The 13203-nt window shown below is 65.3% G+C and carries 13 protein-coding genes (1 of these 13 running past the window's edge); 5 read left to right on the top strand and 8 right to left on the bottom strand.

From position 1 onward, the window contains the following. The first annotated feature begins 92 nt into the window (after positions 1–92). Positions 93–1244, top strand: coding sequence for a glycine cleavage T C-terminal barrel domain-containing protein (locus ABFX23_RS02530; protein WP_346031565.1), 1152 nt, complete (start codon positions 93–95; stop codon positions 1242–1244). On the opposite strand, the gene ABFX23_RS02535 is transcribed toward ABFX23_RS02530, so the two are convergent. Both ABFX23_RS02535 and ABFX23_RS02540 read right to left on the bottom strand, forming a co-directional pair. After that, the gene (locus ABFX23_RS02535; protein ID WP_346031566.1) at positions 1241–1768 is read right to left on the bottom strand and encodes a YceD family protein; all 528 of its coding nucleotides are present in this window, start codon (positions 1766–1768) and stop codon (positions 1241–1243) included. The two genes, ABFX23_RS02530 and ABFX23_RS02535, sit on opposite strands and share 4 nt — an antisense overlap. After that, positions 1765–2283, bottom strand: coding sequence for a ubiquinol-cytochrome C chaperone family protein (locus ABFX23_RS02540; protein WP_346031567.1), 519 nt, complete (start codon positions 2281–2283; stop codon positions 1765–1767). The genes ABFX23_RS02535 and ABFX23_RS02540 overlap by 4 nt, the downstream gene beginning before the upstream one ends. Positions 2284–2452: 169 nt before the next feature. On the opposite strand from ABFX23_RS02540, the gene ABFX23_RS02545 reads away from it, so the two are divergent. The 4 genes from ABFX23_RS02545 to ABFX23_RS02560 all read left to right on the top strand — a co-directional run bounded on the left by ABFX23_RS02545 (position 2453) and on the right by ABFX23_RS02560 (position 5588). Continuing rightward, complete coding sequence (locus ABFX23_RS02545; protein WP_428831634.1) at positions 2453–2935, top strand: outer membrane protein assembly factor BamE; 483 nt, start codon at positions 2453–2455, stop codon at positions 2933–2935. Between the two features lie 72 nt (positions 2936–3007). After that, positions 3008–3568, top strand: coding sequence for an ATP-dependent protease subunit HslV (gene hslV / locus ABFX23_RS02550; RefSeq protein WP_346031568.1), 561 nt, complete (start codon positions 3008–3010; stop codon positions 3566–3568). A gap of 24 nt (positions 3569–3592) precedes the next feature. Then, positions 3593–4894, top strand: a complete 1302-nt coding sequence (gene hslU / locus ABFX23_RS02555) for an ATP-dependent protease ATPase subunit HslU (RefSeq protein ID WP_346031741.1) — start codon at positions 3593–3595, stop codon at positions 4892–4894. Positions 4895–4967: 73 nt separating this feature from the next. Next, positions 4968–5588: a hypothetical protein gene (locus ABFX23_RS02560; protein WP_346031569.1), complete on the top strand. Its 621-nt coding sequence runs from the start codon at positions 4968–4970 to the stop codon at positions 5586–5588. Positions 5589–5609: 21 nt separating this feature from the next. On the opposite strand, the gene ABFX23_RS02565 is transcribed toward ABFX23_RS02560, so the two are convergent. The 6 genes from ABFX23_RS02565 to ABFX23_RS02590 all read right to left on the bottom strand — a co-directional run. Beyond that, positions 5610–7115 carry a SulP family inorganic anion transporter gene (locus tag ABFX23_RS02565; RefSeq protein WP_346031570.1) on the bottom strand — a complete coding sequence of 502 codons (1506 nt, stop codon included), beginning with the start codon at positions 7113–7115 and terminating at the stop codon, positions 5610–5612. A 142-nt stretch (positions 7116–7257) separates the two neighbouring features. Further along, positions 7258–7818, bottom strand: a complete 561-nt coding sequence (locus tag ABFX23_RS02570; RefSeq protein WP_346031571.1) for a cytochrome c — start codon at positions 7816–7818, stop codon at positions 7258–7260. 14 nt (positions 7819–7832) lie between these two features. After that, entirely contained in the window at positions 7833–9596 is a 1764-nt protein-coding gene (locus ABFX23_RS02575) for an ABCB family ABC transporter ATP-binding protein/permease (RefSeq protein ID WP_346031742.1), read from the bottom strand. Between the two features lie 126 nt (positions 9597–9722). Beyond that, entirely contained in the window at positions 9723–10730 is a 1008-nt protein-coding gene (locus tag ABFX23_RS02580) for a retropepsin-like aspartic protease (protein ID WP_346031572.1), read from the bottom strand. Positions 10731–10816: 86 nt separating this feature from the next. After that, entirely contained in the window at positions 10817–12313 is a 1497-nt protein-coding gene (locus ABFX23_RS02585) for an oligosaccharide flippase family protein (RefSeq protein WP_346031573.1), read from the bottom strand. Further along, positions 12310–13203, bottom strand: the 3' portion of a protein-coding gene (locus ABFX23_RS02590) for a glycosyltransferase family 2 protein (RefSeq protein WP_346031574.1). Its footprint extends 153 nt past the window's final position; only the last 894 of its 1047 coding nucleotides appear in the window; its start codon lies off the right edge, out of view; its stop codon occupies positions 12310–12312. The genes ABFX23_RS02585 and ABFX23_RS02590 overlap by 4 nt, the downstream gene beginning before the upstream one ends.

Raw genomic sequence — 13203 nt, forward strand, 5'->3', positions numbered from 1 at the left:
CCTCCCCCTGCCTTGCGAATATCCACGATTCGGGCCGCAAGGCAAGGAGGCGCGCTTCCGGACCCATTTCGCGCGCCAAGCATAGAATCGGCATGAGCCAGCCCAGCGATTTCCTTTTCGGCACCCAGGTGCGCAAGTCCCCCTTCTTCGATGCAACGGTGCGCTGGGGCGTCGAGGTTTTTTCCATCTACAACCACATGTACCTGCCGCGCAGCTTCGGCGACCCGGTGGCGAACTTCTGGAATCTCGTCGATCACGCCATCCTGTGCGACGTGGGGGCCGAGCGGCAGGTGGAGGTTTCCGGACCGGATGCCGCGCGCTTCATGCAGTTGCTGACCCCGCGCAACCTTGCGAAAATGCGGCCGGGCCAGTGCAAGTACATCCTGCTGACCGACGAACAGGGCGGCGTGCTGAACGATCCCATCCTGCTGAAACTGGCCGAAGACCGGTTCTGGATATCGCTTTCCGACAGCGACATCCTTCTGTGGGCCAAGGGCGTGGCCGTCCATTCCGGGCTGAACGTGACCCTGGACGAACCCGATGCCTCCCCGCTCCAGTTGCAGGGCCCGAAATCGCTGGCGGTGATGCAATCGCTGTTCGGCGATGCTTTTGACGACCTTGCGCATTTCCACCACCGTGAGGCCGAATTGCAGGGCATCCCGCTGATCGTCTCGCGCACCGGCTGGTCAAAGGAATTCGGCTTCGAGCTGTTCCTGCTCGATTCGACGCGCGGGGACGAACTGTGGGAACTGGTGATGGCGGCGGGCCTGCCGCACGGGCTGAAACCGGGGCACACCTCCACCATTCGGCGCATCGAGGGCGCGCTGCTGTCCTACCGCGCCGATGCCGATTCGCGCACCAATCCCTACGAGCTGAACCTTGGCCGCCTTGTCGACCTCGACATGGAAGCTGATTTTATCGGCAAGGCAGCCCTGCGCCGGATCAAGGAAGAAGGTGCGACGCGCAGGCAGGTCGGACTGGTGATCGATGGCGAGCCGCTGTCAGGCGCGAATACCGAGTACTGGGCCGTCACCCGCGACGGCACCGATATCGGCACCGATATCGGCACCGTCACATCGGCCATCCACTCGCCGCGGCTGAAGCAGAATATCGCGCTCGCCCTGCTGGCCGCGGACGAGGCGGAGCGGCGCGCGCAAGTGCAGGTGGAAATGCCGGACGGCAAACGCTCGGCCGAGGTGACGGACCTGCCCTTCTACGATCCCGGCAACGAGAGGTCCGCCTAGTCCCCTTTAAGGCCGCGCAGCATGTCTGCCAGCGGTCCGTCCGCTTCGCCTCCTTCCACCATGCCGTGACGGCGGCGGGCATCGTCGGCTTCCGGCCCGGTGGCATAGGGATCGATGGCAAGCGCCAGCGATTGCGCCACGGCTTCGCCCAGATCGAAGCTGGTGCCGGAATAGCCGATTTCGTCCAGTTCGTCCTCCTCCAGCTCGATTTCCTCGTCTTCTTCGGCGGCTTCCAGCGTGGCCATTGGCACGAAGCGCAGCGTGATCTCGTCCTCGATCGTCATCGGCAGGTCGTCACCCGACACCGCGCAGCTTTGCACGAATGCGGCGGACAGCGCGCCGGTCGCGGCGATCTCGTCCCCTTCGGCTTCGAGGGAGAGAGTGGCTGCCAGCTTGCCGATGGACATGAGGCCGAAACGCTTCGCCAGCGCGGCACGTTCGGCATCGTTGGCTTCCAGCGTCACCGGCTCTGCGGTGATGCCGCGAATGTCGAAGGGGCGGGAGAATTCGGGCGCATCGCTCATGGGCGCAGGTTTCCTTCGAGCAATGCGGCATCGCTCTGCGCGGCAAGGTCGCCCGTCAGCGCGCGGGTGCGCACGGCAAAGGCGAAGGGCTTCTTCTCGTTATCGACCAACGTGACGTTGCGTTGCAGGATCGTCGCCAGCGCCGCATCGCTTTCCGTCATCGCTTCGCGCAGCGCGCCCATGCGGCCGCCCAGCGCCGCCATCAGCTTGCCCATCTTCTTGCCCACCATCAGGTCGCCCACACCGGTGTCGCGCAGCTGCCGGTCCATGTCGGCCACGAACAGTTCCGTCAGCAGGCCGGTCTTGGGCGCCAGTTCCTCGCTGTTCGCCATGCGGATGAGAGTGAGCGAGAGGACGAGCGAGATCATGTCGAAGCGGCCTTCCACCGAATCCTCGACCCCGCAATCGGCATACCATTCGGGCTCGCGGCTGGTGGCCACCACGCCGTGCCACAGCGGGCGCAGCGGCTCGCGCGGGTCACGCCCCAGGCCAAGGAAGCGGGAGATGATGGACATGGCAGGCAGGGCCTCTTCATTAAGCGGTTGTTCAAAGCCGGGCAGACAATCACGTGACGCACGTTGCGCGCTTGCGCATGCTGCCCTAAGGCTTTGCCGCATATAGGAGCGGGGCGGGTAAGCGCAAAGCTGACCTTTCTCCCGCCATGAAGACAAGAAGGATTTCTCGATGGGTTCGATCATGCCCAAGGTCTGGGTTCAGGGCACGACTGTCGCCGCACTGGGTTTGGTGCTGGCGGGCTGCTCGTCGATCACCAATCACCGCGGCTACATCAACGACGAGGTGCTGATCGCCTCGGTCCAGCCGGGCCTGGACAACCGGCAATCGGTGCGCGGCACGCTGGGACAGCCGACCATGACCAGCCAGTTCGGCGATCCGGTCTGGTATTACGTGTCCAGCCAGACGGAACAGTCGCCTTTCCGCCAGCCCAAGATCGAGGAGCATTCCGTCCTCGCCGTCTATTTCGACGAGGCGGGCAATGTGGTGTCCACCGATCGCAGCGGCATGGAACAGGTCGTGCGCATCAGCCCCGACGGCGATGAGACGCCCACGCTGGGCCGGGAGCGCGGCTTTCTGGAAGACCTGTTCGGCAACATCGGCACCGTTGGCGCCGGCATGCCGGGCGGTGGCGGCGGACCGGGCGGCCCATAGTTCCCACCTTACGTCGCGCGCAGTGCGCGGCTTCGCTTGAAGCCGCCAACCGGCTTGCCCATATGCGCAGGCATGAGCGAAGAGAGGGCGAGCCACGGCCTGACACAGTGGCACGGCACCACCATCATCGGCGTGAAGCGCGGCGAGAAGACCGTGATCGCGGGCGACGGACAGGTGTCGATGGGCAACACCGTGATGAAACCCAACGCCCGCAAGGTGCGTCGCATCGGTGACGGCGGAAAGGTCGTCGCCGGGTTTGCAGGCGCGACCGCAGATGCATTCACCCTGTTCGAACGGCTGGAGCGCAAGCTGGAACAGCATAGCGGACAGCTGCTGCGCGCGGCGGTGGAACTGGCCAAGGACTGGCGTACCGACAAGTACCTGCGCAACCTCGAAGCGCTGATGATCGTGGCCGACAAGGACACGCTGCTGGTGCTGACCGGCAATGGCGACGTGCTGGAGCCGGAAGGCGGCATCACGGCCATCGGCTCGGGCGGCAACTATGCGCTCGCCGCCGCCCGCGCGATCGCCGATTATGAAGACAACGCCGAAACCATCGCGACCAAGGCGATGCAGGTTGCAGCAGACATCTGCGTCTTCACCAATGGCAACGTGACGGTCGAAACCGTCTGACCATCCAAGGCAAGAATTCTACACATTATGGAAAATCTCACCCCCAAGGCGATCGTCGCCGCCCTTGACGAACACATCATTGGCCAGAAGGAAGCCAAGCGCGCCGTGGCCGTGGCCCTGCGCAACCGCTGGCGCCGCCAGCGCCTCAATCCCGATCTGCGTGACGAGGTGACGCCCAAGAACATCCTGATGATCGGCCCCACCGGCTGCGGCAAGACCGAGATCAGCCGTCGCCTGGCACGGCTGGCCGAAGCGCCGTTCGTGAAGGTGGAGGCGACCAAGTTCACCGAGGTCGGCTACGTCGGCCGCGACGTGGAGCAGATCGCCCGCGACCTTGTGGAAGAAGCCATTCGCCTGGAAAAGGACCGCCGCCGCGACGCCGTGCGCGAGGCGGCCAGCGAAGCCGCGATGGAACGGCTGCTCGACGCCCTCGTCGGCGCCAATGCCAGCGAGGCGACACGCCAGAGCTTTCGCCAGCGCATCACCGACAACTCGATGAACGATACGGAGGTCGAGATCGAAGTCGCCGAACAGGGCGGGATGCAGATGGACATTCCCGGCATGGGCGGCGGCGCGACCATGATCAACCTCTCCGACATGATGGGCAAGGCCTTCGGCGGCCCGCCCAAGAAGAAGCGCAAGCTGAAAGTCCCCGATGCGTGGGACAAGCTGGTGGACGAGGAAGCCGAAAAGCGCATGGACCAGGACGACGTCGCCCGCGTCGCGCTGCAGAATGCCGAGACCAACGGCATCGTCTTCCTCGACGAGGTGGACAAGATCGCCGTTTCCGACGTGCGCGGTGGCTCCGTGTCCCGCGAAGGTGTGCAGCGTGACCTGCTGCCGTTGATCGAGGGCACGACGGTTGCCACCAAGTACGGCCCGATGAAGACCGACCACGTGCTGTTCATCGCCTCTGGCGCGTTCCACGTTGCCAAGCCTTCGGACATGCTGCCCGAATTGCAGGGCCGCCTGCCGATCCGCGTCGAACTGCGCAGCCTGACCGAGGAAGACTTCGTGCGCATCCTTTCCGAAACGCGCGCCAACCTCGTCAGCCAGTACAAGGCGCTGCTCCGCACCGAGAAGCTGGACGTGCAGATGGACGATGAAGCCATTGCCGAAGTCGCGAAGATCGCCGCGCAGGTGAACGAAGGGGTCGAGAACATCGGTGCCCGCCGCCTGCAGACGGTGATGGAGAAGCTGTTCGAGGAGCTCAGCTTCGAAGCCGAGGAAATGAGCGGCCAGAGCGTGACGGTGGATGCCGCCTACGTGCGCGACAAACTGGCCGACCTCGCCAGCGATACGGACCTGTCCAAGTACGTCCTCTAATTCGGACCCATTCGGGCTTCGCAAGCGTCTCTAACGGCAAGGGATAAAACCTGCCGGCAATGGAGAATGCGGCATGCTGACGTGGGTCGGACAGAACAGCGGCGTTATCAGCGTCACCATCAGTTTCCTGATGCTGATCGTGTGGATCACCTATCTGCAGATGCTGTTCCTGCAATACAGGGCCAGCCGCCGCGCCTATATCCTGGTCACGCGGGCAGCGGGGAAGGGCATCCGCAGCCGCTGTCTCATCACCAACATGAGCCCGCAGCCGGTCTACGTCACCAGCCTGATCGGCACGCTGCACGTTCCGGGCCGCGAGATCGAGCTGGCGCTGACGGACCTGCGCGAATTGCCGGAAGAAGAGCTGCAACACGATCCCCGCTCGCGCATGGGGCAGGGCAGCCTCGGCACGGGCGATTACCTCAATATCGGCCACTTCGACGAGATCGCGCAGGCCATGCTGGATGCCAACAACGAGGACGAGGTGAAAGTCGCCGAGGTCAACCAGCTTGACCTCGTGGTCGTTGCCCTGACCGCGAGCGACAAGCTGCCCATCGGCGCGGCGCGCAATTTTCAGTTCGAGCGCAATTCGCGGCGCGGGACAAAGGTGCAGCCGCTCAGCATCGCCACCAAGCAGATCACACAGCGCCGGGCGCGCAAGGCGATCATGCAGAAGGCCGAATACCACACCTGAGCAGGCGGTGACGGCCCCTCGTCAGGGGTGCGGTGCCAGGCCGATTTCCACGCCGGTCTTGTCGGTCAGGGCGAACTTGTCGACCAGGTCCGCGCTTGCCTCGTTCAGGCCCACGACCTGCACGCTGCGTCCGTTGCGGCGCATCCGGTCCACCACCTTGTCCAGCGCGCCCACGCCGGAAATGTCCCAGAAATGCGCCTTGGTCACGTCGATCACCACGTTGTCGGCGGGATCGTCCATGCGGCTCTCGGGGCCGATGGCGTAGAAGAACCGGTCCACGCTGGCGAAGAAGATCTGTCCGGTGATGTGGTAGGTGGCGGTATCGCCTTCGCGCACCCGCTCCACCTTGAACATGCGCTGCACCTTGCCGGTGAAGAAGATGCCCGACAGCAGTACGCCCGCCAGCACGCCCAGCGCCAGGTTGTGCGTCCACACCACGATGATCACGGTGGCGAGCATCACGACGGACGAGGGCCACGGGTGGTGACGAATATTGGGGATGGAGTTCCAGCTGAAGGTGCCGATGCTCACCATGATCATCACCGCAACCAGCGCCGCCATCGGAATCTGGCCTACGATAGGGCCGAGCACGGCCAGCAGGATCATCAGCGTGATGCCTGCAGTAAAGCTGGACAGCCGCCCGCGCCCGCCGCTGGTGACGTTGATCACAGACTGGCCGATCATCGCGCAGCCGCCCATGCCGCCGAAGAAGGCCGCGACGATGTTGGCCGAACCCTGGCCGGCACATTCGCGCTGCTTATCCGATTCGGTGTGCGTCATGTCGTCCACGATCTGCGCCGTCAGCAGCGATTCCAGCAGGCCGACCGCCGCCATGGTGAGCGAGTAGGGCGCGATGATCTGGAAAGTCTCGACGGTCAGCGGCACATCGGGGATGATGAAATAGGGCAGGCCCTCGGGCAGTTCGCCCATGTCTGCGACGGTGTTCACGTCCCAGTTCAGCCCGATGGAAAGCGCGCCCAGCACGATGATCGCCACAAGCGGGGAGGGCACGGCCGTGGTGACGCGGGGCAGCAGGTAGATGATCGCGAGGCCACCTGCGACCATGGCATAGGTGAGCCAGCTGACGCCTTCGTTGGCGAGATTGAGCTGCGGCACCTGCGCCATGAAAATGAGGATCGCCAGCGCGTTCACGAAACCAGTGATGACGCTGCGCGAGGCGAACTGCATCATCAGGTCCAGCCGCAGCACGGCGGCAATCGCCTGGAAGATGCCCATCAGGATCGTCGCGGCGAACAGGTATTCCACCCCGTGATCCTGCACCAGCGGCACCACCACCACGGCCACGGCGGCGGTGGCGGCGGAGATCATGCCGGGCCTGCCGCCGGTAAAGGCGATCACCATGGCAATGGATATAGAGGCATAGAGGCCCACGCGCGGATCGACGCCCGCGATGATGGAAAAGCCGATGGCTTCGGGGATGAGGGCCAGCGCCACCACGATGCCTGCGAGGATGTCGGCGCGCGGCTGGGCGAGCCAGTCGCGCTTGAACGCGGCTGTGTCGATCATGGAAATGTCCGTTGCTTCTGGGCCGCGCGGATCGGGCACGGCAGTTCACGTGAACGAACCAACTATATGTTGCAGCGCACAATGCAAGGGAGAAGTCAAAATCCCCGAGGCCGCGACCCGCACGGGCCGGGGCGGCCGACGCTTACTGGCCCTGGTATTCCTCGGGATACCAGAACACGTCGTGGCAGGCCTTGCACTGGGGCTGCATGTCGTTGACCAGCTGCGTCACCTGCGCCGCATCCTGCGCGCGGGCGGCGGCCAGCAACTGCTCGGCATGGCGCGCGGTATTCTGCGACAGCGCGCGGTAGGCCGCCTTGTCCCGGTCCAGCCGCTGCTGGATCGCGGCCAGGTCCGTGCCGACCGGCGCGTCGGTGTATGGCCCGTCCGGATTGGCGGCGACATAGGTGCCGGCCGTGGCCATGCGCTGGGTCGCGGCGGCCAGCCCTTGCGCGTGGCCTTGCAGGTCGGCCCAGGTCTGCGGCGTCATCAGGGCAGGATCGAAGTTGCCGAAATCGTCCATCACTTCCACCTGCATGTTCCAGATCGCCTCCATCGGCGGATTGATCTCCTCGATCATCCCGGCGCGCAGGTAATAGGTATCGCCCGCCGCGCTCGCCTGCGGCTGGTCCGACGCATCCGGCGCGGCAGCGCAGGCGGCCAGCAGGGCGGCCCCGGCAGAGGCGATCAGCATGGTGTGGCGCATTGTATTTGTCTCCCTCATTCTGCCGCTTCGGCGACGGCGGTATCTTCGCTCTGCTGGCGGTTCCACATCTCGGCGTAAAGTCCGTCGCGGCGCAGCAGGTCTGTGTGACTCCCTTGCTCCACGATCCGGCCCGCTTCCATGACATTTATCAAATCGGCATCGGCAATCGTGGAAAGCCGGTGCGCGATGGCGATGGTGGTGCGGCCCGACGAAACCCGCTTCAGTGTTGCCAGGATATCCTGTTCGGTGCGCGAATCGAGCACGCTGGTTGCTTCGTCCAGCAGCACGATGGGCGGGTTCTTGAGCAGGGTGCGGGCAATGGCCACGCGCTGCTTCTCTCCGCCCGAAAGTTTCAGACCGCGCTCGCCCACTTCGGTTTCGAAGCCATCGGGCAAGGCCTCGACGAAAGGCAGGATCGCGGCATCGGCGGCGGCGCGGCGCACCGCTTCCTCGCTGGGATCGTCTCGGCCGTAGGCGATGTTGTAGCGGATGGTATCGTTGAATAGCACCGAGTCCTGCGGGACGATGCCGATGTTTCGGCGCAGGCTCTCCTGCGTCACCTCGCGAATATCCTGCCCGTCCACGCAGATGCGGCCCTCCCAAGGATCGTAGAAGCGAAACAAGAGCCGCCCGATGGTGCTCTTTCCCGCGCCCGAAGGGCCGACCAGCGCGACGGTGCTCCCCGCCGGTGCCTCGAAAGAGAGGCCTTGAAGGATCTGCCGCTCCCTGTCATAGCCGAAGCTGACATCCTCGAACGTGACCGTGGGGCGCTTCACCACCAGCGCGGGCGCGCCGGGCTTGTCTTCCACTTCCACCTCGCGGTCGAGCAGGCCGAACATGTCGGCCATGTCGATCAGGCCCTGACGGATCGTGCGATAGACCCAGCCCAGCATGTCGAGAGGGCGGAACAGCTGCATCAGGTAGGTGTTCACCAGCACCAGGTCGCCCGGCGTAAGGTTCCCCTGCGACCAGCCCCAGACGGTCCAGGCCATCGCGCCGCCCATCATCAGGTTGAGGATGCTCGCTTGCACGATGTTGAGCAGGCCGAGCGAATTCTCGGTCTTGATCGCGGCCTCGGCATATTGCCCGGCGCTGCGCGAATAGCGATCGCGCTCGCGGTGTTCGGCACCGAAGTATTTCACCGTCTCGTAATTCAGCAGCGAATCGACGGCGCGGGCCATGGCCTGCCCGTCGAGGTCGTTCATTTCCTTGCGCAGCTTCACCCGCCATTCGGTGATCGCTTGGGTGATCCAGATAAAGCTGACCACCGTGACGGCGACGGCCGCCACCAGTTCCCAGCCGAAGATCGTCCAGAAGATCACGCTCACCACCACCAGTTCGATGGCCGTGGGAGCGATGTTGAACAGCAAGAAATAGAGCATCGAGCTGATCGACTTGGTGCCGCGCTCCACCACGCGGGTGATCTCGCCCGTCCTGCGGGAGAGGTGGAAGCGCAGGGATAGCTGGTGAAGGCGCGCGAACACGTCTTCGGTCAGGCCCAGCACGGCGTCCTGCCCCACGCGGTTGAACGTGATGTTGCGCAATTGGTCGAACAGGACGGTGCCGAAACGGCCCGCGGCGTAGGCAATCACCAGCGCCATCGCCACCCAGACGGCGGGATCGCCGTCCGCGCTCATGGTGTCGACCGCGCGGGCATAGGCGAAGGGGAGGGTCAGGACCACGACCTTTGCCAGCACCACGAAAACGGCCGCGCCAAGGATACGGCGCTTCAGGTCCGGGCGGCCCTTGGGCCACAGGTAGGGCAGGAACCGGCGCATCGTCGCCCAGTCGGCGGTTTCGCCAGCGGCGGTCTTCGTGCGGGTGCGGTCTCCGAAATCTCTCACTGCGGCAAAGTGGGGCCTTGCGCGGCGAAGGGCAAGCGCAGGCACCTGCGCTGGCGCGGGCTACTGGATGCGCGTGGCCCTGCCGTCGGTGCGGAACATGTTCTCCAGCTCCGCGCCGCGCGGCAGGTCGAACAACACGCGGCTGGAGCGGAAATCGATCGCCACGCGCCGGAACAGCCGCAGTTCGCTCATGCCGAGAATCAATGCCGGGCGGTCCGACAGGCCGAGCGCGCCGAAGGTGGGCGATTCCGCAAACGAGATGACGATGTTGTTGACCACGGCAGAGCCGAGCTCCAGCCGCCGGGCCACGCGCGCCTCACCACTTATGCGCACGCCGTTGACGTCGGTCATCACGGCATTGCCCACTTGCTGGCGGCGACGCAGCCTGTCGCGCAGCGCCATGTTGCCGACCGAGCCTTGCGCGCCTGTATCGACAATCACGTCAACATCGACGCCGTCGATCTCGGCCTGGTGGATGATCAGCTGGCCCAGCCGCTCACGCGCACGCACGACGATATCGAAGCCGCGCGCGCCCTGCGAACCGAGCGAATCGGACACGTGCATCTCGCCGTCGTGAAAATCCAGCAGCACCCGCTGGTCCTGCAGCGAGTCGAGACCGAGGATGCCGTCCGCGCCGCCGATATTGGCGCCTTCCACCAGTGGCGCGGTGCGGATGGTCATGTTGCGCTCGCCCAGCTTGAACTCGGGCACCATGGTGGTCTCCACCGGGCGGCGGCTGGCCATGCCCACCAGGGTGGCGGGCGCGCGGTCCATCAGCTGCAACTGGTCGGCGAGCGCGAGGGACAGCACGGTGGCCTGCGCACCTGTATCGACCATGAAATTGAACGGCCCTTCGCCCATGATGGTGACGGGCACGGTCATGCGGCGATATCGCTCTATCTCCATCGCGATGATATCGACGATGGGCGGCGTCTGCTGCGCGATCTGTTGAGGGGTCGCCGTGCGCGGTCCGGGCTGCTGCGGTGGCTCCACGGTACTGGCCGGCGCGGGGCTGGACGACAGGGCCAGCGCACCTGCGGCGGCGATTGCTGAGGCAATCCGATGCATGGTCTCTCTCCCACCCGCCGGGCGAGTCCCAACGCTGGCGGGCTTGGCGCGATAATACCACGCCGGGGGCCTTTGCCCAAATTGGGCTATGAGGATGCGGCGCGCGGTGCGGGGACCAGCCTGTCCAGCCCGAACCTTCCCAGCGCCTGGCTGGCGAAGTGGTGGATCTCGAAATAGGCCGGATGGCGGATTTGCCTGAGCGCGATCAGCCACGCCGCAATCCCCACCAGCGCCGCGCCCGATACCTGCACGAAGCCCGCCTCGATCGCAGGCGCGACGTATATATAGGACAGCCACACCGGCAGCACGGCAATGCCCGTGACCAGTGCCGACTGCAGCCAGATGCGGGCAAGCGCGCTCCAGCGGAAGCCCACCACGGATTGCAGGAAGGGCGCGTGGGTCGCGAGCCACGCAAAGCCATAGGCAACGCGGCTGGCGGCGGCAGCCTCCAGCGAGAACATCGCGCCGATGGCGAGCAGCACCACGGATACGGCAGTATCCAGACCGAATCGCCACAGTAGGGGCCGTGTGCGCTTCAGCAGGATCGGCAGTTCGACATGCAGGGGCAGGGCGATCATCAGGATCTGCGCCATGGCGATCCATTCCAGCGGCCGCGCGGCGCCCAGCCAGCGTTCGCCATAAAGGATGTTCACCACCGGCACCGAACAGGCGGCAAGGCCCGCCATCGTGGGCCAGGTGATCGCGGTGAAGCTGGCCGTCACCCGCTCGTAATGCGGCCCCAGCGGATCGCCCCTGTCCCGAAAGCGGGCGAATGCGGGATAGAACACCGTGGTCATCCCGCCGCTAACCAGCCAGCGCAGTTGCCAGGCAAGGCCGTATGCGCGGGCGAACAGACCCACCGCCACGGTATCGAGCAAGCGGCCGATCAGCAGTTCGGGCAGGCGCGAGCCAAGCTGCGACAAGCCGTTCAACACGGTGGAGAAGCCGCCGAAGCGCAGCACCGGCGCCGCGCCAGTAACGCGCGGCGGGATCGGCAGGCGCCCGCCAATACGCCATTGGGCGATGGCCGCGCGCGCGACTTGCTGGGCAAAGGCACCCCAGGCGAGCGCAATCGCGCCGGAACCGTGCCAGGCCAGCGTAATCGCGACCGCGGCGTTGGTCAGCACCACGCCGATCTCGATCATCGTGTTGCTCTTGAAGTCCATGCGCCGGTGAAGCAGCGCCATGGGCACCGTCGCCAGCGGCACGAAGAAATAGCTCGCCGCCACCACCAGCAGCAGCGGCAGCAGTCCGGGCAGGTCATAGAAGGCCGCAGCGGGCCAGCTGAGCAGCACGCAGGCGATGGCAATGGCCCAGCTGATCGCCAGCGATACGGTGAAGGCGGTGCGGATACCGTCCTCGTCCAGATCCGGCTCTCCCGCGACATAGCGATTGATGCCGAACTCCTGCAGCACGGCCAGCAGCGATACGAAGGAGAAGGCGATGGTGAACAGGCCCAGCTCTTCGGGATCGATGAACCAGCGCGCCAGGATGACGCTGGCTGCGAACTGGACGGCGAATGCCCCCATCTGGCTCGCCATCGCCAGGAGGGCCGCGCCCCGTACGCTCATCGATGTGCTCATGCGGGCACGGCCTGGCGATCGTCACGCGATTCGGCTTCGGGCACGCCGGCGCCGCGCGCGTTGCGACGGCGGCGGATAGCGAGCATCGGGGCCGCAAGTGGCGGGACGAGAGACCAAAGGGTGAAATAGATGCGCCATAGATGGCCAAGACCGGGGCCGGCATTGGTCTTCAGATCGGCAAGAGTACCGCGATCACCGGAAATGACCCGGTCTGCCGCGAGCGCGAATCGCAGTTCGCGCGCGTTCGCTTCGATCATGGCCCGCGCGACGTCGGCTTCCGGCGGATCGGCAGGCAGGACGTCCAGGGCCTTTTCAAAAGTCCGGATATTGCCTTTCAGCATCTTCAGCTCGGACGCGGAGGCAGAGGCGCCGCGCACGCGATAGTCGCCCAGCACCTTGTCTATATAGAGAGCGTGGCCGCCCAGCAGCATCAGACGCACCCACAGGTCGAAATCCTCGGCATGGGTCATGCTGCTGTCGAACCCGCCCACCGCGTCGAAATCCGCGCGACGGAAGGTGGACCCTATGTAGACCCCGAAGCTGCGATCGAGCACGTCGGCAAGGGTGCCGTGCACGCCGTCACCCTTGCCCTGCGGGGTGGAGAAGCAGTTACGCTCCTGCCGAACTGCACCGAATATGCGCGCATTCACCGTGACGAGCCGCGCGTCTTCATCGCCCTCCAGCGCGCTACAGGCTTCGGCCAGGTAGTCGGGACGCAGGATGTCGTCGCCGTCCAGCAGTGCCACGAAGGGGGCGGTTGTCGTGGCAATGGCGCGGTTGCGCGCGGTGGAGACGCCCGCATTGTCGGTCTGCAGCAGGGTAATGCGGGAATCGGCTTGGAATGGAGCGACCGCACCGGCCACGTCGTCCGGCGCGCCGTCGTCCACAAC

Origin of the sequence: Erythrobacter westpacificensis, assembly GCF_039542285.1 — a bacterium.
GTDB lineage: Bacteria > Pseudomonadota > Alphaproteobacteria > Sphingomonadales > Sphingomonadaceae > Alteraurantiacibacter > Alteraurantiacibacter westpacificensis.

Coding starts and splice junctions, on each gene's coding strand:
- ABFX23_RS02565 (WP_346031570.1), bottom strand. CDS start 7,115: ATGATCGACACAGCCGCGTTCAAGCGCGACTGGCTCGCCCAGCCGCGC.
- ABFX23_RS02585 (WP_346031573.1), bottom strand. CDS start 12,313: ATGAGCACATCGATGAGCGTACGGGGCGCGGCCCTCCTGGCGATGGCG.
- ABFX23_RS02560 (WP_346031569.1), top strand. CDS start 4,968: ATGCTGACGTGGGTCGGACAGAACAGCGGCGTTATCAGCGTCACCATC.
- hslV (WP_346031568.1), top strand. CDS start 3,008: ATGAGCGAAGAGAGGGCGAGCCACGGCCTGACACAGTGGCACGGCACC.
- ABFX23_RS02535 (WP_346031566.1), bottom strand. CDS start 1,768: ATGAGCGATGCGCCCGAATTCTCCCGCCCCTTCGACATTCGCGGCATC.
- ABFX23_RS02530 (WP_346031565.1), top strand. CDS start 93: ATGAGCCAGCCCAGCGATTTCCTTTTCGGCACCCAGGTGCGCAAGTCC.
- ABFX23_RS02580 (WP_346031572.1), bottom strand. CDS start 10,730: ATGCATCGGATTGCCTCAGCAATCGCCGCCGCAGGTGCGCTGGCCCTG.
- ABFX23_RS02570 (WP_346031571.1), bottom strand. CDS start 7,818: ATGCGCCACACCATGCTGATCGCCTCTGCCGGGGCCGCCCTGCTGGCC.
- ABFX23_RS02540 (WP_346031567.1), bottom strand. CDS start 2,283: ATGTCCATCATCTCCCGCTTCCTTGGCCTGGGGCGTGACCCGCGCGAG.
- ABFX23_RS02575 (WP_346031742.1), bottom strand. CDS start 9,596: ATGCGCCGGTTCCTGCCCTACCTGTGGCCCAAGGGCCGCCCGGACCTG.
- ABFX23_RS02545 (WP_428831634.1), top strand. CDS start 2,453: ATGGGTTCGATCATGCCCAAGGTCTGGGTTCAGGGCACGACTGTCGCC.